Source organism: Enteractinococcus coprophilus (assembly GCF_006716305.1).
Lineage (GTDB): Bacteria > Actinomycetota > Actinomycetes > Actinomycetales > Micrococcaceae > Yaniella > Yaniella coprophila.
The window spans coordinates 166536-186185 of the sequence record NZ_VFOU01000003.1 but is presented as its reverse complement, the minus strand read 5'-3'; the positions used below and the strand labels follow the sequence as shown (position 1 = coordinate 186185).

At 57.2% G+C, this 19650-nt stretch carries 19 protein-coding genes; 13 read left to right on the top strand and 6 right to left on the bottom strand.

The features are described from left to right. The first annotated feature begins 60 nt into the window (after positions 1-60). On the top strand, positions 61-537 hold the full coding sequence (locus FB556_RS08895) for a hypothetical protein (RefSeq protein ID WP_141866894.1): 477 nt from the start codon (positions 61-63) through the stop codon (positions 535-537). Between the two features lie 76 nt (positions 538-613). After that, complete coding sequence (locus tag FB556_RS08890; protein ID WP_141866892.1) at positions 614-1156, top strand: GNAT family N-acetyltransferase; 543 nt, start codon at positions 614-616, stop codon at positions 1154-1156. 27 nt (positions 1157-1183) lie between these two features. Here FB556_RS08890 and FB556_RS08885 read toward each other — a convergent pair whose 3' ends face one another. From FB556_RS08885 to sdhC, 5 genes are all read right to left on the bottom strand, one after another. Continuing rightward, positions 1184-3004, bottom strand: a complete 1821-nt coding sequence (locus FB556_RS08885; RefSeq protein WP_141866889.1) for a BCCT family transporter — start codon at positions 3002-3004, stop codon at positions 1184-1186. A 290-nt stretch (positions 3005-3294) separates the two neighbouring features. After that, positions 3295-4059, bottom strand: coding sequence for a succinate dehydrogenase iron-sulfur subunit (locus FB556_RS08880; RefSeq protein ID WP_141866887.1), 765 nt, complete (start codon positions 4057-4059; stop codon positions 3295-3297). Continuing rightward, complete coding sequence (sdhA, locus tag FB556_RS08875; RefSeq protein WP_141866885.1) at positions 4059-5846, bottom strand: succinate dehydrogenase flavoprotein subunit; 1788 nt, start codon at positions 5844-5846, stop codon at positions 4059-4061. Before sdhA ends, FB556_RS08880 begins: the two co-directional genes overlap by 1 nt. Positions 5847-5886: 40 nt before the next feature. Continuing rightward, complete coding sequence (locus tag FB556_RS08870) at positions 5887-6375, bottom strand: succinate dehydrogenase hydrophobic membrane anchor subunit (protein WP_141866883.1); 489 nt, start codon at positions 6373-6375, stop codon at positions 5887-5889. A gap of 5 nt (positions 6376-6380) precedes the next feature. Further along, positions 6381-6797 (bottom strand): succinate dehydrogenase, cytochrome b556 subunit, encoded by a 417-nt coding sequence (gene sdhC, locus FB556_RS08865; protein ID WP_281280485.1) that lies wholly within the window; start codon positions 6795-6797, stop codon positions 6381-6383. 191 nt (positions 6798-6988) lie between these two features. Here sdhC and FB556_RS08860 point away from each other — a divergent pair, with 191 nt between their 5' ends. The 8 genes from FB556_RS08860 to yiaA all read left to right on the top strand — a co-directional run bounded on the left by FB556_RS08860 (position 6989) and on the right by yiaA (position 14315). Continuing rightward, on the top strand, positions 6989-8125 hold the full coding sequence (locus FB556_RS08860) for a mannose-1-phosphate guanylyltransferase (protein ID WP_141866878.1): 1137 nt from the start codon (positions 6989-6991) through the stop codon (positions 8123-8125). Between the two features lie 20 nt (positions 8126-8145). Then, complete coding sequence (locus FB556_RS08855; protein ID WP_141867710.1) at positions 8146-9381, top strand: amidohydrolase; 1236 nt, start codon at positions 8146-8148, stop codon at positions 9379-9381. Beyond that, a complete protein-coding gene (locus FB556_RS08850) occupies positions 9381-9767 on the top strand; it encodes a cytidine deaminase (RefSeq protein WP_141866876.1) in 387 nt (128 codons plus the stop codon). The genes FB556_RS08855 and FB556_RS08850 overlap by 1 nt, the downstream gene beginning before the upstream one ends. A gap of 3 nt (positions 9768-9770) precedes the next feature. Further along, on the top strand, positions 9771-11039 hold the full coding sequence (locus tag FB556_RS08845) for a thymidine phosphorylase (protein ID WP_141866874.1): 1269 nt from the start codon (positions 9771-9773) through the stop codon (positions 11037-11039). Positions 11040-11059: 20 nt separating this feature from the next. Continuing rightward, on the top strand, positions 11060-11716 hold the full coding sequence (locus tag FB556_RS08840; RefSeq protein WP_141866872.1) for a DedA family protein: 657 nt from the start codon (positions 11060-11062) through the stop codon (positions 11714-11716). Further along, on the top strand, positions 11716-12951 hold the full coding sequence (locus FB556_RS08835; protein ID WP_141867708.1) for an adenosine deaminase: 1236 nt from the start codon (positions 11716-11718) through the stop codon (positions 12949-12951). Before FB556_RS08840 ends, FB556_RS08835 begins: the two co-directional genes overlap by 1 nt. A gap of 10 nt (positions 12952-12961) precedes the next feature. Further along, positions 12962-13666, top strand: coding sequence for a MazG nucleotide pyrophosphohydrolase domain-containing protein (locus FB556_RS08830; protein ID WP_141866870.1), 705 nt, complete (start codon positions 12962-12964; stop codon positions 13664-13666). Positions 13667-13850: 184 nt separating this feature from the next. Continuing rightward, entirely contained in the window at positions 13851-14315 is a 465-nt protein-coding gene (gene yiaA, locus FB556_RS08825) for an inner membrane protein YiaA (protein WP_141866868.1), read from the top strand. Positions 14316-14395: 80 nt separating this feature from the next. Here yiaA and FB556_RS08820 read toward each other — a convergent pair whose 3' ends face one another. Beyond that, positions 14396-15658 (bottom strand): phospholipase D-like domain-containing protein, encoded by a 1263-nt coding sequence (locus tag FB556_RS08820; protein WP_141866866.1) that lies wholly within the window; start codon positions 15656-15658, stop codon positions 14396-14398. Between the two features lie 205 nt (positions 15659-15863). On the opposite strand from FB556_RS08820, the gene eno reads away from it, so the two are divergent. The 3 genes from eno to FB556_RS08805 all read left to right on the top strand — a co-directional run bounded on the left by eno (position 15864) and on the right by FB556_RS08805 (position 19649). After that, positions 15864-17144: a phosphopyruvate hydratase gene (gene eno, locus FB556_RS08815; protein WP_141866864.1), complete on the top strand. Its 1281-nt coding sequence runs from the start codon at positions 15864-15866 to the stop codon at positions 17142-17144. Positions 17145-17343: 199 nt separating this feature from the next. Further along, positions 17344-18048, top strand: a complete 705-nt coding sequence (locus FB556_RS08810; RefSeq protein ID WP_141866862.1) for an FtsB family cell division protein — start codon at positions 17344-17346, stop codon at positions 18046-18048. Between the two features lie 8 nt (positions 18049-18056). Then, positions 18057-19649, top strand: coding sequence for a DUF501 domain-containing protein (locus FB556_RS08805; RefSeq protein ID WP_141866860.1), 1593 nt, complete (start codon positions 18057-18059; stop codon positions 19647-19649). The last annotated feature ends 1 nt before the right edge of the window (position 19650 follow it).

Below are 19650 nucleotides of genomic sequence, written 5' to 3'. Positions count from 1 at the left end.
GACAACGATGTGCTGAAACTGGCACCGTTCATGATAACTCGTTGAGAAAGTGATTCGCAGATGCGTAAGGCAGCCGGTACAAAACCACGACAGGCGAAGAATTTTGGCATCGCTTTCTTCTTCCTTAGTCTGTTGATGGTTGCTGTCCAGCTCATCAACTACATCATTACGCTGTTGCCGGCTGCCGAAGGTGCAGTTATTGACCTCGGTGATGGCACCACCATCCCCGTGTCCTCACTGAGCAGCTCATACCTCACGCTGGTGATTATCACTCTTGTGGTCTATGGCGGCACCTGGTTTGGTGTTCTGCGGTCGATGAATTGGGCTCGTTGGATCGCCGTGGTCCTCGCGGTTCTCGCGGCCGTGTTAGCGGTACAGAGCTTCGCTCAAGTCGTTGCCACCGGATTTTCTGATGTCGTCGGTCTCGCTATGAGCTTGGCGCAGCTCATCGCTGCCGGATGGGTTTTAGCCTTGGCTTTCCGCCGAGAAGTCTACGAGTGGTACACCAAAAAGAACGGACCACAGGCGCCGTCCTAATGATCGGCAGTCTCAACGCGAGGGGCTTTCCTCAGATTCAACCGGCCGGCATGTCAGGACATTAGACTAGGACTTTATGAGCGTCAGCATTCGTAAAGCAAAACTCACGGACATCCATGAGCTAGTACCACTGGCAGCACGCACCTTCCCACTAGCGTGCCCGCCGGAAATGGATCGAGCCGCCATTGAACAGTTCATCAAAAATGAGCTGAATGCTGATGTCTTCGCAGACTGGATTACCCGCGACGACTGCTACGTTCTGGTTGCAACCGACGGCGCCATGTTGGTTGGCTATACAGTGTGTGTCGAGGGCGAACTGCCCGATAATGCACAATTGGAAATGGATCTGCCCGTCGAGACCACGGTCATGCTGTCGAAATTCTATGTGCATCCAGAATTCCACGGGGCAGGAGTGTCCAAAAAGATGATGAACCACCTGATGGAACAGTACGTCACGTCCAAGCAGGAATGGATGTGGCTGGGAACGAATGCGGCGAATGCCCGGGCGATCGGTTTCTATGAACGTGCAGGCTTTCAACATATTGGTACCCGAACGTTCGATGTCGGGGGAGTGGTTGCTCAAGACGTCGTGTTAGCTCGCAGACTCCCCTCGCTTTAGTACATTAATCCAGCCGACGGCAGTACGTTAGTGCCCGTCGGCATCTCTGGTCGGCGGTTTAGCATGCTTGCTGCGATGAGGGCGATTGGCTTGAGGACGGATGATCTGAGCTGATCCTGTGCGGGCCGAGAGTGTGCCGCGAGGACCCATGACCCGTTTAGGAATATAGGGGTCTCGCATTACCGGGGCTTCTTCTTCGGCTTGCGGTTCCACGACCGCATCTTCGCCCTCAAAATCCTCATCACCTTTACGTCGTTCAATCTCTTCTGGTGGCAGGACCTTCTTCCACTGACGGGTACGCATCGCGGGCAATTCGCTCGCATCTTCGCGGAGCGCCCGGTACATGGCATACATCTGGAAATACCCCATGATAAAGAACGGCAAGCCGACCAGTACCACGAACTCTTGAAGAGCCTCCAGCCCGCCGGAACCGGAGAAAACCAGCAGTGTTGCGGTGATAACGGCCATGGCGATCGCCCAGAAGACGCGTTGGCGTAACGGATTGAAGTCTTCGTGGCCGTTGGCCATCGTGTCGGTGACCAGGGCTGCAGAGTCAACCGAGGTGATAAAGAAGATGGTCACCAAGATGATGGCAATGATCGACACGAATCCGGAGGCGGGAAAGTGCTCAAGAAACGCGAAGAGGGCTCCGGGGATGTCACCTTCTTCGACCACGGTCTCCACGATGCCTCCCTCGCCATTGAGCTCGATGTCAAATGAAGCGTGACCGAAGATGCCAAACCAGATTACCGAGAATCCAGCCGGAACCGCTAAGACGCCAGAGACGAACTGGCGGATGGTACGGCCCTTGGAAATTCGGGCGATAAATATTCCTACAAACGGCGACCACGTGATCGTCCAGGCCCAGTAAAACACCGTCCAGGAGGACTGCCACCCGGTGTTGGCGAATGTGTCGTTCCATAATGCAAGTTCCGGCAGGTGCATGACATAACTACCCAGCGACTCGAAGGTGCCTTTGAGGACGAACAAGGTTGAGCCGGTCACCAAGATGAAGGCTAATAGCGCAACGGCCATCCAAATGTTAAAGTTCGACAGCCGCTTGATGCCCTTATCGAGGCCGAGTGCTACGGAGATCATTGAGGCCCCGCCGACGACGCCGATGATGACTAGTTGCCATATGGCCGATTCCGAGACGCCGAAGAGTCGATTGATCCCGCTATTGATCTGTAAGACTCCCAGGCCGAGGGAGACCGCGATCCCAAAGACCGTTCCGATGATAGCGACGATGTCGATGAGTTTTCCGATGGGTCCGTGGATGCGTTCGCCGAGGATGGGCTGGAAGATCGAGCTCACACGCGGGGGCAGGTTGCGTTTATGGATGAAGTAGGCGAAACACAGCGAGGGGAGTGCGAAGATCGTCCACGTGTGGAGGGTGAAGTGATAATACGTGAAGTTCATCGCATCGACTGCTGCTTCGGCTGTTTCAGCTTCGATACCTAAGGATGGTCCGCGTGGTGGTTCGCCGAAGTGGCTGACGGGCTCTGCAACGCCCCAGAACATCAGAATACTGCCGATGCCGGCGGCGAAGAGCATCGCGAACCATGCGGCGCCGGAGTGTTCGGGTGGCTCGTCGTCCCGGCCGAGTTTGACCCGTCCGAAGCGGCTCAGGGCGATGAAGATCAAAAAGAGTAAAAAGAGTGTGACACCGAAGATGTAGAACCAGCCCAGATTGGTGTAGAGCCAGTTTGAGGCCGTGGAGACAATTGAGTCCATCCACTCTGTGACCGTAATCGTCAGGACGACGAAAACGATGATGATGAAGGCTGCACCAAAGAATATGGGTGGTGAGGTACGTAGCCGCAACAGATCGTGCAGACGGTTTAGCATGCCATCAGCTCCTTGCAGGACCGGTCCTTGTCAGATGGTTGATCTTTGTACTGATTTTGCCGTTATTGGGTATCAACTGGAACCCTTGAGAGCTCGTAATAGCCAAGACTGCGACCTGTCGGGGCCCTCTACCCTTCGGAAAATGTGACGTTCAGACCCGGGTCGATGACAGGTAGGAGCGGTGAAATTGTCGACATGCTGACCGAGAGACCAGAGCGATGTGCGTGTTAAATGACTGCGGGGATGGAAGCAGCAAGTGCTTCCATCCCCGCAGTCAGTGCTAGATGCCGTTAGATGTTGCGGGCCAGGATGGCCTGCTTGACCTCTGCAATAGCTTTGGTGACCTGAATGCCACGTGGGCATGCTTCGGTGCAGTTAAAGGTGGTACGGCAGCGCCATACGCCTTCTTTATCGTTGAGTACCTCAAGGCGCATGTCGCCACCTTCGTCACGGTCATCGAAGATGAAGCGGTGTGCGTTGACGATAGCTGCGGGGCCGAAGTACTGGCCGTCGGTCCAGAAGACGGGGCAGGACGATGTGCACGCAGCGCACAGAATGCACTTGGTGGTGTCATCGAAACGTTCGCGTGCCTCTGCTGACTGCAGACGTTCGCGGGTTGGTTCGCGGGATTCGTCGGCGATCAGGAAAGGCATGATTTCGCGGTAGGACTGGAAGAATGGTTCCATGTCGACGATCATGTCTTTTTCGACCGGTAGGCCTTTGATGGGTTCTACTGTCACAGGCTTGGAGAGATCCAGATCCTTGAGCAGGACTTTACAGGCCAGACGGTTGACACCGTTGATACGCATGGCGTCGGAACCACAAATACCGTGGGCACAAGAACGACGGAACGTCAGGGTACCATCGATTTCCCATTTGATCTTGTGCAGGGCGTCGAGAACACGGTCGGTGCCGTACATCTCGATGGTCCAGGTATCCCAGTAGGCTTCCTCGTGGAATTCTGGCTGGTAACGGCGGACTTGCATGGTCACGGTGAAGGACTCGACCGCACCCACTTCTTCCGTATTGTTGGTTGGTTCTAATGTGGTAGTCATTAGTACTTACGCTCCATCGGCTCGTAGCGGGTCATGACAACGTCTTTGGTATCAAAGCGGATGCCCTTGACGCCTTCGGTCTCCGCGTTTTCGTCGCGGTAGAGCATCGAGTGAACCATCCAGTTTTCGTCATCACGATCTGGGTAGTCTTCGCGGTAGTGACCACCGCGAGACTCAGGACGGTGTAGCGCTGCAACTGACATGGCTTCTGCAATATCTAGCAGGTAGCCCAGTTCCAGACCTTCCAGCAGGTCCAGGTTGTAGCGTTTGCCCTTATCTTGAACGGCTACGTTCTTGTAGCGTTCGCGCAATTCTTCAATCTTGTCGATTGCGAGGCGGATCGATTCTTCGGTACGGAACACCTGCATGTTGGCGTCCATAACTTCTTGCAGTTCAGCTCGAAGTTCACCGACTTTTTCGGTACCTTCTGCAGAACGCAGCGATTCGATCTGGTTGACCAGGAAGTTTTCACCATTTTCAGGCAGGTCAACGAAGTCAGCATCCTTGGCGTATTCCGCGGCATAGATGCCGGCGCGACGACCAAAGACGTTGATGTCCAGCAGGGAATTAGTCCCCAGACGGTTTGCGCCGTGTACGGAAACACAAGCAACCTCACCAGCAGCAAACAGGCCCGGGATGCGGGTGTCATTGTCTTGCAGGACATTGGCTTCGATGTCGGTTGGGATACCACCCATCACGTAGTGACAGGTTGGGAACACCGGGACTGGTTCGGTGTATGGTTCGACACCCAGGTAGGTTCGAGCGAACTCGGTAATATCTGGAAGTTTGGCGTCGATGTGCTCAGGTTCCAGGTGGGTCAGGTCGAGCAGGACGTAGTCCTTATTCGGGCCTGCACCGCGGCCTTCGCGCACTTCGTTTGCCATCGAACGGGCCACAATGTCACGCGGAGCCAAGTCTTTAATGGTTGGGGCATAGCGTTCCATGAAGCGCTCACCGTCGGCGTTTCGCAGGATACCACCTTCGCCACGGGCCGCTTCAGACAACAGAATGCCAAGGCCTGCCAGACCGGTTGGGTGGAACTGGATGAATTCCATGTCTTCCAGTGGGATACCGTGACGGTAGGCAATGGCCATGCCGTCACCGGTCAGGGTGTGGGCATTCGAGGTGGTCTTGAAGACCTTGCCTGCACCACCAGTTGCAAAGACAACGGATTTGGCCTGGAAGATGTGCAGCTCACCGGTGGCTAGTTCATAAGAAACGACACCTGCTACGCGCTTTTGCTTGTATGGGGTGCCGTCTTCTCGAGTGGCGTCTTCTTCGACCATCAGCAGATCGAGGACGTAGAACTCGTTGTAGAACTCGACGTTGTGCTTAACACAGTTCTGGTAGAGGGTCTGCAGAATCATGTGACCGGTACGGTCGGCTGCATAGCAGGCGCGACGCACCGGGGCTTTCCCGTGGTCACGGGTGTGGCCACCGAAACGACGCTGGTCGATTTTGCCTTCCGGCGTACGGTTGAACGGCAGACCCATTTTTTCAAGGTCCAGGACGGCGTCAATGGCCTCTTTGGCCATGACCTCAGCGGCGTCCTGGTCGACAATGTAGTCGCCACCTTTGACGGTATCGAAGGTGTGCCATTCCCAGTTGTCTTCTTCAACGTTTGCCAGAGCAGCACACATACCACCCTGAGCAGCGCCGGTATGTGAACGGGTTGGGTACAGCTTGGTCAATACCGCAGTTCGTGCACGCTGTCCGGCTTCGATGGCTGCGCGCATGCCAGCGCCACCGGCACCGACAATCACGACATCGTACTTATGTACTTGCATCAGATGAAGTCTTCTTTCTTAAGTCTTGTGCTTCGGGTGCTTACTGGTTGAAGCAGAAGCTTGGCGAGTTGTCTAACAAGTTGCCTGCAGCGTCGGTCATGCATGGTTCGAAGGTGAAAATCACCAAGGTACCGAGTACAACGATGGTGATGGACGCCAGGTACAGGGCAACTTTGAATGCAACACGGGTGCGGTCTTTTTTGGTGTAGTCGTCAATGATCGTGGCGACACCAATGGTGCCGTGGATCATTGCTAACCACAGCATGACCAGGTCCCAGATCTGCCAGAGCGGGGAGGCCCATTTACCGGCGACCAGCCCGAAGTTCAGACCGTGCACGCCGTCACCAAGCATCAAGTTGGTGAACAGGTGCGTGAAGATTAAGACCAACAGGATTGGTCCAGAGATGCGCATGAACAGCCACTTGAACATTTCCCAGTTCGAGCTGGATGACGCAGATTGACGAATATATTTAGGGTCAATGTCGCCGGACCGTGGTGCAGCGATATTGATCTGTTGTTGTGTGGTCATATGCGTTAACCTCCCAGGACCAGCATCATGTGGCGGATAAAGAATGCGCCAAACACGACGACCCAGAGAATCATGACGGTCCAGAACATGTGACGGTGGTACTTGGTGCCCTTCTGCCAGAAGTCGACCAGTACGATCCGGATGCCGTTGAATGCGTGATAGATGACCGCAGCTACAAGACCGGATTCACCAAGCGCCATGTACCAGTTTTTATAGGTACCGATCACGGCGTCGTAGGCTTCGGGCGAGACGCGGACCAGTGCGGTATCCAGCACGTGGACCAATAAGAATAAGAAAATCACCACGCCGGTGATTCGGTGGCCAACCCAAGACCACATACCTTCTTTTCCGCGATACAACGTCCCTCTGCCGGATTTAGATTCGGCAGGAGGTGACTGCTGCGCGGTTGTCGCAGTAGACACTATGAAACCTCCAAAAGCACGCAGGATTGGCGCCTAGACCTGGTTTGAGTCTCGCGTTCAGCGCCGGTGCGAGTTGCGTCCTATAGCTATAGGCTAATACTAACCAGCCAAAGAATTGTTATTACGACATTTTAGACTGGGCTGCCGGTAACTTCAGCTAGTTGTCAGAGATCTGCAATACAGTAGTTTGAGTGAACCAACAGCAGTTTTCATCATCTCATACTCCCGGGCTGGACCGCTTCTGGGCCGTCATCCCCGCCGGCGGGGTCGGCACCCGGCTGTGGCCATTATCACGTGCCGCCGCTCCAAAGTTTCTGCATGACCTGACCGGTTCGGGTCAGACGTTGATCCGTGCGACCTATGATCGCCTGTATCCACTGGCTGGCGAGAAGGTTCTTGTGGTCACCGGCAAGGCCCATCACGAAGCGGTCTGTGCGCAACTATCCGATGTGGCGCGGGAAAACTTCCTGTTTGAACCAGAGCCCAAGGATTCGGCGGCTGCTATCGGGCTGGCCGCCGCCGTCCTGGCCGAGCGCGACCCTGACGCGATTATGGGCTCTTTTGCTGCTGATCAAGTCATTGGTCCCGATGAGGTCTTCCAAACCGCGGTGGCCGAAGCCATCGCGACCGCGGCAACGAATAAAATTGTGACCATCGGTATCAAACCCACCTACCCGTCCACCGGGTTTGGGTATATTCGCCAGGGCGATAAGCTCGATGTTGACGGCGCTCCCTCGGCCTATCAGGTCGCAAAATTCGTTGAAAAACCTCAGGCCGACGTCGCCAAAGGGTATATCGAGTCGGGGAACTTTTTTTGGAATGCTGGCATGTTCGTCGCTTCCGTCAAGCTGTTGTTAGAGCACCTGGCGGCAAACGAACCGGAACTCCACGAGGGCGTCACCACGATTGCCAAGGCCATTGTGTCCGGGGATTCCGATCAGGTCATGGCAGACATCTGGCACGACTTGCCCAAGACGGCTATCGACTATGCGGTGGCGGAACCGGCGGCACAAGCCGGGGATGTGGCCGTTATTCCGGGGGAGTTTACCTGGGACGACGTCGGAGATTTCGCCGCGATCGCCCGGTTGAACCCGGCCGCCGACGAGTCCGGGGTGACCGTCATTGGAGAAACACCGCGCGTCTACGCGGATGAAGCAAACGGTGTGGTTGTCACCGATACCTCCCGAGTCATCGCGTTGATCGGGGTAGAAGATATCGTGGTGGTAGATACCCCGGATGCGCTGTTAGTGACGACGACGAAACATGCGCAATCGGTTAAACAGGCCGTGGAATCGATCAAAGCACACGGGGACGATGATGTGCTGTGAATAAGACACCCCCAAAACTTATCCATTCTGATCAACAACCCGTCCGCGACGATCCGGGACTGCCCCGCATCGCGCCCGCGGTTGAGGAAGTCTTGGATGAAGCGATCACCTTTCGCCGCGATATTCACCAGCACCCGGAACTGTCGTTTCGTGAATTTCGCACGACCGACCAGATCATTGACGCGCTGGAGCGTCACGGGCTGCAGCCCAACCGGTTAGAGTCGACCGGCGCATGGGTGGATATTGGTTCCGGGCCGATCGTGCTGGGCATTCGCGCCGATATTGATGCCCTACCGGTTCGAGAAGAAACCGGCCTCCCATACGCCTCGGTACATGACGGCATTGCGCATGCTTGCGGCCATGACATTCACACCGCAGTCTCGCTGGGCACCGCGATCACCTTGCACCGGCTGCTAACGCGCCAAACCAGCGTGCCGGTGGATCATTTGGATCTGACCGGGCGCATCCGCGTGATCTTCCAACCCGCCGAAGAAAAAATCCCCGGTGGATCACTCGAGGTCATTCGCCAGGGAGTTTTGGAAGAGATCCCGCGGATCATCGCACTGCACGCCGACCCGAGCTTCAACGTCGGCACGATCGGGACCCGCATCGGGGCCATTACCTCGGCCACCGATACCATCCGCGTGACGCTGACCGGTCGCGGCGGGCACACTTCCCGGCCGCAGCAGACCCAAGACATCGTCTATGCGCTGGCCCAGATTGCAGCCCAAGTGCCGGCGATCTTAGAGCGTCGTATCGATGTGCGCTCCGGTGCCCAACTGACCTGGGGCCATATTCAAGCTGGCCATGCGCCCAATGCGATTCCAGCGACCGGCCAGTTGGCCGGCACCCTGCGTACGCTGGACGTGGACGCGTGGGATTCCTCCTCAGAACTGCTTGATGAGGTCATTGGCCACGTGGCCGCGCCCTTCGGTGTCAAAGTGCATCTAGAACACATCCGGGGTGTCCCGCCGGTGGTTAATAATGAACCCGAGATGGATCTGATCGAAGACGCAACTCGCTTCGAGCTGGGCTCGCGAACTATCGAGCTGGCCAGCCAATCCATGGGCGGTGAAGACTTTGCCTGGATGACCAAAAAAGTCCCGGGTGCGATGTTCCGGTTGGGCACGCGTACCCCGTCGGGGCCCATCTATGATTTGCACCAAGGCGACTATAACCCGGATGAACGCGCGATCGGGGTGGGTATGCAAATCTTCACCCAGGCCGCACTGCGAGCGCTCGTGGGAGCCGTTTAATGTCGGTGGTCGAGCAGCTGCATGCCGCAGCAACCGGTGTGTTGTCGCGGGCGTATGCGCCGTATTCAAATTACCCGGTTGCCGTAGCGGCCCTGGACGCCCAGGGCACCGTGCACACGGGCGTCAACATTGAAAACGCCTCGTATGGTCTGACCCAGTGCGCCGAGGTTGCGATGATCGCAGCCTGGCGCATGGCCGCCGGCGCGCCCTTGACGCATCTGGTGTGTATTAATGCCGACGGCGAGCACATCACCCCGTGTGGGCGCTGCCGCCAAGTGCTGGTTGAACACGCCACCGGGGCGCTTGTCATTGCTCTCGACGGCGGGTCGACCACTCTCGCCGAGTTGCTCCCACACGCCTTTGGCCCCGATAACCTGCAGGACTAGATCATGTTTACCGCCGTCGATATCATCACCACCAAACGCAATGGTCGCCCCCTGACCCCCGAACAGCTCACCTGGGTGGTGAACGCTTATACGGCAGGCGAAGTTTCCGATGAACAGTTCTCCGCGTTGGCCATGGCGATCTATTTTCAGGGACTCACTGACGAAGAACTGTTTGCTCTGACCACCGCGATGCTGAAATCCGGGGTCACCCTGGATTTTTCGGATCTGGGGAAACCCACCGCTGATAAACACTCCACCGGGGGAGTCGGCGATAAAATTACGCTGCCGTTGACGCCGTTAGTGGCCTCTTACGGGGTGGCCGTGCCTCAGCTATCGGGCCGAGGGTTAGGTCATACCGGTGGGACGTTGGACAAATTAGAGTCCATCCCCGGTTTCACCGTGGACCTGACCGAAACTGAAATTCGTGATCAACTGCGCAGCGTCGGTGGTGTGATTTGTGCGGCCACCGCCGAACTCGCCCCGGCGGATAAGAAAATTTATGCGCTGCGCGACGTGACCGCGACCGTGGATTCCATGCCGCTGATCGCTTCTTCGATCATGTCCAAAAAACTTGCCGAGGGCACCGATACTTTGGTCCTCGATGTCAAAACCGGGACCGGGGCGTTCATGCAAGATGAGGACGCCGCCCGACAGTTGGCCGAAAAGATGGTCTGGTTGGGCAAGGAACACGGGGTTGCTACCACCGCGGTCTTGACCCGCATGGATACCCCGTTGGGTTACACCGTGGGCAATGCCATCGAGGTTGAGGAAACCCTGGAGGTGCTAGCCGGTGGGGGACCGGCCGACGTCGTGGAACTGACCTTGACCCTGGCACAGCACATGCTGGCTGGGGCAGGTATTGACGCTGATCCGGCCGAACACCTGGCCAACGGCAAGGCTATGGATGCCTGGCGGGCCATGGTCACCGCCCAGCACGGCGACCCACATGCGCCATTGCCAATTCCACCGCATGAATACACGCTGGTCGCACCCGAGTCCGGCGTGCTGGCCCGCCTGGATGCCCGGGCCGTAGGCGAAGCCACCTGGCGCTTGGGCGCCGGCCGCCAAGTCCAGGGCCAATCGGTCCAAGCCACCGCGGGCATTCGACTGCACGCCAAACCCGGTGACCGCATTACTGCTGGTCAAGCCCTGATGACCCTTTACACTGAGACTGAAGACCGAATCGCTGCCGCCCAGCAGCCGCTGGAGTCGGCGATCGAGGTCGCCGAAACATTTACCGCACCCGATTTGATCATTGATGTCATTGATTAACCCATCGTAGGACCACAGACGTGTTGGACTTTCTCGAAGAGCTCATCCTGGAGGCAGCCGGGGCCTGGTGGATGCCGCTGGCCGTCTTCTTGTTGAGTCTCATTGATGGGTTCTTCCCAGTGGTCCCATCGGAATCGCTCCTTGTTGCCCTCGCCGCGATTGCTGACCAACGCGAGGGTATCAACCTGATGCAACTATTTTTTATGGGTTGGTTTGGTGCCTTCATCGGCGATCAAATCGCCTATTGGTTGGGTCGCACCATCGGGGTCACCCGATTCCGTTGGATGCGCACCCGTTCGGTGGTTCGGGCTATCGGCGGGGTCAAACAAACTTTGCGACACTCCGGCGCGCTGGTCGTCATCACCGCCCGCCACATTCCCGGTGGCCGCGTGGCCGTGAACTTCATCGCCGGTGCCACCCACATGAAGGTGGCCAAGTTCATGATCCTTGACTTCATTTCGGCGGCCATCTGGGCGGCCTATTCGCTGGCGATCGGGTACCTTACCTCCGGTTGGTTGGACAACACCATTCTGCAAATCGCCTTAGCCCTGGTCTTAGCCGCAATCTTGGGATGGATCATCGACCGGGGGATCAAAAAATTTATGCGCAACCGCATGGACAAACATCTCGACCAAGATGCTGACAACCCGGAAACTAGCTTAGACTCGGAGCCGTGATGAAACAGGAATCCACCGAAAACTCCGCCCTTGAACCAGAAGACGACCTGACTCTGGATCCATTCGCCCTTGATCTTGCCAGCCTGCCAAAAGTCTCGCTGCACGACCACCTCGACGGCGGCCTGCGGGTCGAAACCGTTTGGGAACTTGCCCAAGCCATCGGCCACGAACTGCCCGCCGACTCCGAAGAAGCCCTGGCCGACTGGTTTGCAGCCGCGGCCAACGCCGGCTCATTGCCCAAATACTTGGAAATGTTTGACCACACCACCGCCGTGATGCAAACCGCGCAGGCACTTCACCGTATTGCTTACGAATTCGCGATGGACCTTGCCGAAGACGGCGTGGTCTACGGCGAAGTGCGATGGGCTCCTGAACAACACACCCGCAACGGGCTGAGCCTGGATGAAACTGTTGACGCCGTGACCGCCGGGTTAGAACAAGCCATGCAAGAACTCGACGGCGGACTACAAGTCCACCAGATCTTGTGCGCAATGCGGCAGAACTCGAAAGAAAACGCCCAAGAAATCGCCGAGCTAACCCACCGTCACCGGCCCAAGGGCTCGGTTGTGGCGTTTGATATCGCAGGCCCAGAACACGGCTTCCCGGCCACCCGGTTTGCCGATGTCTTCGCGTGGCTCGATGAACGCTTCGTGCCCATCACCATCCACGCCGGGGAAGCCGACGGCCTCGACTCGATCGCCGGTGCCCTGACCGCGGGTCGTGCCCTGCGCATCGGCCACGGCGTGAACATGGTCGAAGACCTCTCCAACGTGGAACTCGACGACGACCAAGACATCATGGTCTGGGGTGACGTCGCCAACCGCACCCTGTACAACAACACCGTGTTGGAACTGTGCCCAACCTCCAACATCCAAACCGCAGCCGTTAAACCTGGTCCCGAAGACGCCCCATTGCAAAACCACCCGTTTGATCTGCTCTACCGCTCCGGATTTGCCGTCACCGTCAACCCGGACAACCGCCTGATCTCCGGGGTGAGCCTGACCGATGAGCTCTACACCCTGGCCGCAACCTACGGCTATACGATGATTGACCTGCTGGAATTCCAGCTCAACGCGGTCAAAGGTGCCTTCCAGACCGAATATGCCCGCGATCAGCTGCGCGAGTTCATCGAATTCTCCTGGATGGATGTCATCGCCGGAGTCCACGACGAAGACGACCCGGGCGCACCCGTGTTCTTCGTAGAAATCGAAGACGACGAAGACGACAAGGAATAACCCCTCAACCATGGCAGACACCGGCCTGCAACGCCTCGTGTGGATCACCGCCCAGTTACGCAAATATTGCCCCTGGACGCAGCAATTGACCCACCACCAGCTGACCGAATACCTCATCGAGGAAGCGTATGAGGCCGTTGAAGTCATTGAGTCCGTGCCGGCCAACGACTGGGACGACGTCGCTGCGGATAACGGCACCTATGAAGAGTTCCGCAAAGAACTCGGCGATGTGCTGTTTCAAGTGACCCTGCATTCGGCAATTGCCGAACAGGCCGGTGCGTTTACCGTCGACGACGTTGCTGACGCAATCAGCGAGAAGATGCTTCGGCGCAATCCACACGTGTTCGACGCTGACGGACAACTTCTGCCCCAGGACCGACTCGGCAACGTCACCGTGGACGACGTCGAAAAGACCTGGGAACAGATCAAACAAGCCGAAAAAGGTGATGACCCGTCGGTCGAAGATGCCGCGCGGTCATCGATCTTCGATCTCCCACCCGGTCTACCGGCGCTCGCCGCTGCGGCGAAAATCGTGGATCGGGCAGGACGGCAGCCAGCCGACCCGTTCGGGAAGAAACCTGCCAGCTCCCACGTAACAGTCAATGTGGTCGACGAAGATATCGGCGCGCAGCTTTTTGAACTTGTTCGCACGGCCCGCGCCAACGGGGTGGACCTAGAAGCGGCACTGCGCCAGTATCTGTCACGGTTACAGTAAGGTCTTCAAGAGATCATCACCAACACGGTCCATTGCGGACCACCGTCGAAGCGATCAGGCAATTATGGATACTCAGACGGCCATGACATACGGTAATATCCGTGAACCCGCTCCGACGTCCTGCACGACACGCAGCACCTCACCATCATCATTTCGCATCCCAACAAGAGGAAGTTCCAGCTTCATGACCGAGACCATCACGCAAAATAAGCCAACGCCGGCATTTATCGGTGCCTCATGGTTGGCGCTCATCATCGGGGTCGCAACCTATTTGATCGGCTTGTTCAACTCTGCAATGGAGCTCAACGAGATGGGCTACTATTTCACGGTGCTCATGCTTGGGCTTTACGGGGCGATTTCGTTGCAGAAAACAGTCCGTGACAGGGCCGACGGCATCCCCACCACCAACCTGTACTACGGCATCACCTGGTTTGTGCTCATCGTTGCTATCTCGCTATTGGTTATCGGTCTGTGGAACGCCGGCAGTATCGAAACCATTGAAAAAGGTTTCTATTCCTTGGGCTTCGTGTTGAGCCTGTTCGCCGTCGTCGCCGTACAGAAAAATGTGCGAGATCTGGCAGGTTTTAAAGGGCACGAAGACGACGCGGAAGTACTGGATTACGAAATACCGCCAAACCCACCCATGTAAGCAGTTCACCGCCAGGGTTGCGCTGGGGAGTGCGGTGGCATTCATTCCCCATTGCGCCGGTAATGCGGTATGCGCTCGCGCTAGAGCCAGGGACGCAGTGGCCTCAGGGCTAGCTCGACGACACGGGCCATCGGGTGACGATCGCGCCACTGCGAAGAATTCAATACCTCACAATGTTCAGAATCTGCCTCGAAAATCTTCTCTAACTCTGCCGCAAACCTTGGATCGATGATCTCCACATTCGTTTCGTAGTTATAGGACAGGGATAACCGGTCTATGTTAGCGGTGCCCACGGTGGACCACTGGCCATCGATGGTCGCAGTTTTAGCATGAATCATGGAGCTGGTGTAGAGCAGAATAGTCATACCGGCGTCAAGGAGCTGACCGTAGAATCCGCGGGACACCCAGTCGGCCACGACATGGTTCGATTCTTTGGGGACCATGACTCGCACATCGACGCCACGCTGTGATGCTTGGATGAGTGCCTGTACGATTTGCTGATCAGGGATGAAATACGGTGTGGTGACATAGATTGAGTGACTAGCCCGAGCGATGGCTTTCAAATACATCTGCCGGATAGGGTAGACCAATTGAACCGGTAGATTCGCGTTGACTTCGATATCAGGTTGCCACATGCGAGGCGGTGACCACGCAATGTGATCGTCTGCAACATGTAGCTCATTCCACAGTTGCGCGACCGAATGCTGCATGCCCCAAACTCCCGGACCGATTTCACGAATATGGGTATCCCGCCAATAGTCAGCGTACTGTGAGCCGATATTATAACCACCGACAAAGCCGATCTCGCCATCCACGGTCAGGACCTTCGAATGGTTGAACCCAGTGTGGCGTAGGGGCCCTTTCCAGAACCGCAGTCCAATAAATGGCAGCCGCGCAACGTGAACCTGTTCGGCGAGTTGCCGGTAGAAAGCACGCGGCACCACAAGGTTTGCAAAGCCATCGTAGAGCACATGCACTTTCACTCCGCGTTCGGCCGCTGCATTAAAAGCATCAATAAACCGCTGACCTACCTCATCGGCCTTCCAAATATACGTCCCCATCAGCACAGTGTGCTGCGCTGAGTTGATCGCCTCGATCATGTCGTCGTAGAGCTCATCACCGGAGGTATAGATCGTAAGATCTGAGTGCTCCAGTTGTGCATGGAACTTCCCAGGGTTTGGCGCTCGCCGTTTTTCGCGGTCAGTATGCACAAGCCAATCAGCGGCTGCCAGGCCGGCTGCGACTACCACCGGGACGGTGGCTGCGACAGCTGCAACGATGCCGGTGACCTTGACGACACCACGTGCAGGCGAAGGGTTGGACGTACGACGGGGAGATCTCATAGTGGCAGTGTACGTTTCACGTATGCACTCAGCCTAGGTTTAATGCCTGGTCACCCTGTCAAAGTCTCGCGAGCCGTAACACCGGTGGCTGTGATCACAGCGAGAATAGCGCGCGACGACGGCGACACTCGATACACTAGGGCTTGACGTATGTCAGGGGACACCCATACCGGTGACCATAAACTTTTCCAAGGAGATTGCACTCATGGCCTTTATTGACGCCATTCATGCTCGTGAAATTCTGGACTCCCGCGGCAACCCAACCGTCGAAGTTGAAGTGCTGCTCACCGATGGCTCCCTGGGACGCGCCGCCGTCCCGTCAGGTGCTTCGACCGGTGAATTCGAAGCCGTAGAACGTCGCGACGGCGACAAAGACCGCTACTTGGGTCAAGGCGTCCAGGGTGCCGTTGAATCCGTCAATACCGTGATTGCCGATGCGCTGTTCGGTACCGATGCGACCTCCCAGCGCGACGTCGATCAGGTGCTCCTTGATCTGGACGGCACCGAAAACAAATCCAGCATCGGTGCAAACGCCCTGCTCGGCGTTTCGATGGCCGTAGCCAACGCTGCTGCTGCCTCAACCGATCAGCCCCTGTTCAAATACCTCGGTGGCGCCAACGCCCATGTGCTGCCCGTGCCGATGATGAACATTCTCAACGGTGGCGCTCACGCTGACACCAACGTCGATATCCAGGAATTCATGGTTCTGCCGATTGGTGCAGCATCATTTTCCGAAGCCCTGCGTTGGGGTACCGAGGTCTACCACAGCCTCAAAGCCGTCCTGCAAGAAAAAGGTCTGGGCACCGGTCTGGGGGATGAAGGTGGCTTCGCCCCGGACCTCGACTCCAACCGTCAGGCACTGGAAGTTATCGTTGAAGCCATCGAAAAAGCTGGCTACACCGTGGGCGACCAGATTGCCCTAGGCCTCGATGTGGCATCCTCGGAGTTCTATAACGGCGGCGTCTACACCTTCGAGGGTGAACAGCGCGATGCTGCGGCCATGGTCGACTACTATGCCGAACTGGTTGAAGACTTCCCGATTATCTCGATCGAAGATCCACTGGATGAACAAGACTGGGCCGGCTGGACCGAACTGACCGCCAAACTTGGCGACAAAGTCCAGCTGGTTGGAGACGATCTCTACGTCACCAACGTTGAGCGTCTCCAGCGCGGTATCGACGAAAAAGCCGGGAACTCGGTTCTGATCAAGGTCAACCAAATCGGGACCATGACCGAAACCTTCGAGACCATTCGTCTGGCGCAGTCCCATACGTTTGCGTGCGTCATCTCGCACCGCTCTGGTGAAACCGAAGACACCTTCATCGCCGACCTCGCCGTTGCTACCAACGCCGGACAGATCAAAACCGGTGCACCAGCGCGCTCGGACCGTGTTGCCAAGTACAACCAGCTGCTGCGCATTGAAGAAGAACTGCATGACGCCGCCCGCTATGCTGGCGCTTCAGCATTCCCGCGCCTAGCACGCTAACTCACAGCGATACCCAACACCGCGGCCGCGCACTTTCGGTCGCGGTGTTGGTGTGTCAAGACCACAACACAAGCTGGGTATTGACTGAAAAAGCGCGCCACCCCCGGGGCGGTGCCGTACCCCACCAACACCTGGCTATTACACTAGATACACTACAAGCCGCGCTACGGGAGGTGACCAGGTGCCGAAAAAGCCGCGCATGCCTAAAAGCATGCAGCCCGTCAAACGCCACGAGCCGGAGCAATCCGGACTCGAAGACGACGCGATTATTTCTGACGATCCGGCACCCGTCACCAAGATCAACCGACGCAGAACCTCCGAAGCTCAACCGGGAAAACACAAAGCTGAGCCGGTTCCCACCGAAGAACCTCTCGCTCCGGCACCGCGATCGAAGATGCGCGAACGACTGTGGCGAAGTGCCAAACAAGCGTCGAAAAAGCCCACGAAGCGTTCTGCCAAAAAGATCGCCTCAGATATTTGGGCTCGTGACGATCGGGCGACATCGTTTGATAATGATCCCGAACCGGCTCGGCAATTTTCGGGCCGCACCGTTGCATTGTTGACGGTATTATTTATCGCCGCATTGATCATGGCGCAGCCTCTACAACTGTTGCTCGAACAACAAAATGACATCACCCAGGCTCAACAGCAGCTCGCTCAAGAACAACAGCGACAGCAAGACCTCGAAACCCAACTGGAACGCTGGGAAGACCCCGCCTATGTTCAGCAGCAGGCTCGCGAACGCTTTAACATGGTGATGCCCGGAGAACGCAAATACCTCGTGATTGATGACGAGACAGCACCAGCTGAACCAGAACCCACCGTCGCCACGCTCGACGAAGACCTCGAAATGGGCTGGGCCGACCGCCTGTGGGGTTCGGTACTTACCTCAGGTCAGGACTAAGGAACAACGTGACCAACCAACACCAACCAACCGCTGACGATCTTGACACGCTCTCGCGCCAACTCGGCCGCCCGGTCCGCGATGTCGTAGAAATCGGGGCCCGCTGTGTCTGTGGCAACCCGTTGGTCGCCACGACCGCCCCGCGCCTGAGCAACGGCATTCCGTTTCCCACGACCTTCTATCTGACCCACCCGCACGCCACCGCTGCGGCTTCGCGCCTAGAAAACGCCGGCGTCATGGAAGACATGACCAAGCGCCTCACCGAAGATCCCGAGCTGGCAGCAGCCTACCGTCGAGCGCATGAACAGTATCTGAGCGCTCGGGCCCGCATCGGAGAAATCTCGGCGGTCGGTCCGGTCCCAGAAATCGACGGGGTCACCGCTGGTGGCATGCCAGAACGCGTCAAATGCATCCACGTGCTCGTCGGACACTCGCTGGCCGAAGGACCCGGAGTCAACCCGCTAGGGGATGAAGCGCTGGCGTTGATGCGACATGACTTTGATCCTGCCGTCTGCCGTTGTGAAGGCGCCTGGGACACCGAAGGCGAAGCACCACAAAAAGATCTCTCCCGCCATACCCGCCGGTTGCGTCGAGCCGGGCGCACCAACCCCATTCAATACGAAGAATCTGGCACGGGACCAGTTGCCGCAATTGATGCTGGCACCAACTCGGTCCGTTTACTGATCGCCACGATGACCGACGAGGGCATGCAAGAACTCCACCGAGAGATGCGCATCGTCCGGCTTGGCCAAGGGGTCGATGAAACCGGTGAATTTGCCCCCGAAGCCCTTGAGCGCACGTTTGCCGCAGTACATGACTACGCCAAAGAAATTACCCGCCGCGGGGCGTATCCCACGCGTTTCATTGCCACTTCTGCTTCGCGCGACGTCTCCAACCGCGATGCGTTTGTCACGGGCATCCGTCAGCGGCTACATGTGACCCCGGAGGTGGTCTCCGGCGAGGTCGAAGCCGAATTGACCTTCTCGGGGGCCGTTTCGGCACTGGATACCTCCCGGTGGGATCGTCCTGTGCAAGTCGCCGTCATTGACCTCGGCGGTGGCTCCACCGAAATCGTAGTCGGCACCATCGATCCGGCAGACGGTACGGCAACGATTATGGCCCAAACATCACTGAACGTTGGCTGTGTCCGGTTCCACGAGCGTCATCAGCTTGCCGATCCGCCCACCGAGCAACAGATTCGCGCAGCACAAGACGATCTTGCCCAACATCTGGCGGAACTTGATCCGGCGGTATTCGACTTCACCCAACTTGATGCAGTCGTGGGGGTCGCGGGCACTATCACCACCATCACCGCTGCTGCATTGGGGCTTCAAGCCTATGATTCCGAAGCGATTCACAGCACGGAACTGGAAATCGACCGCATCGTCGAAACAGCCCACACGCTCATCGACGAGACTACCGAACAGCGCGCCGCTCACGGATTTATGCACGAAGGCCGCATCGATGTGATCGGTGCTGGTGCCATCATCTGGGCACAACTGCTGGAACACATCCGGGAGGCGACGAATGGTAGGGTAACCACGGCCATAACCAGTGAAAAAGACATTCTGGACGGCATCGCACTGTCGCTGTTGAGGTAAC

What these genes read in the sequence shown, in the direction of transcription:
- FB556_RS08895 (WP_141866894.1), top strand. Translation starts at nt 61, where the DNA reads ATGCGTAAGGCAGCCGGTACAAAACCACGACAGGCGAAGAATTTTGGC.
- FB556_RS08890 (WP_141866892.1), top strand. Translation starts at nt 614, where the DNA reads ATGAGCGTCAGCATTCGTAAAGCAAAACTCACGGACATCCATGAGCTA.
- FB556_RS08885 (WP_141866889.1), bottom strand. Translation starts at nt 3,004, where the DNA reads ATGCTAAACCGTCTGCACGATCTGTTGCGGCTACGTACCTCACCACCC.
- FB556_RS08880 (WP_141866887.1), bottom strand. Translation starts at nt 4,059, where the DNA reads ATGACTACCACATTAGAACCAACCAACAATACGGAAGAAGTGGGTGCG.
- sdhA (WP_141866885.1), bottom strand. Translation starts at nt 5,846, where the DNA reads ATGCAAGTACATAAGTACGATGTCGTGATTGTCGGTGCCGGTGGCGCT.
- FB556_RS08870 (WP_141866883.1), bottom strand. Translation starts at nt 6,375, where the DNA reads ATGACCACACAACAACAGATCAATATCGCTGCACCACGGTCCGGCGAC.
- FB556_RS08850 (WP_141866876.1), top strand. Translation starts at nt 9,381, where the DNA reads ATGTCGGTGGTCGAGCAGCTGCATGCCGCAGCAACCGGTGTGTTGTCG.
- FB556_RS08845 (WP_141866874.1), top strand. Translation starts at nt 9,771, where the DNA reads ATGTTTACCGCCGTCGATATCATCACCACCAAACGCAATGGTCGCCCC.
- FB556_RS08835 (WP_141867708.1), top strand. Translation starts at nt 11,716, where the DNA reads ATGAAACAGGAATCCACCGAAAACTCCGCCCTTGAACCAGAAGACGAC.
- FB556_RS08830 (WP_141866870.1), top strand. Translation starts at nt 12,962, where the DNA reads ATGGCAGACACCGGCCTGCAACGCCTCGTGTGGATCACCGCCCAGTTA.
- yiaA (WP_141866868.1), top strand. Translation starts at nt 13,851, where the DNA reads ATGACCGAGACCATCACGCAAAATAAGCCAACGCCGGCATTTATCGGT.
- FB556_RS08820 (WP_141866866.1), bottom strand. Translation starts at nt 15,658, where the DNA reads ATGAGATCTCCCCGTCGTACGTCCAACCCTTCGCCTGCACGTGGTGTC.
- eno (WP_141866864.1), top strand. Translation starts at nt 15,864, where the DNA reads ATGGCCTTTATTGACGCCATTCATGCTCGTGAAATTCTGGACTCCCGC.
- FB556_RS08810 (WP_141866862.1), top strand. Translation starts at nt 17,344, where the DNA reads ATGCCTAAAAGCATGCAGCCCGTCAAACGCCACGAGCCGGAGCAATCC.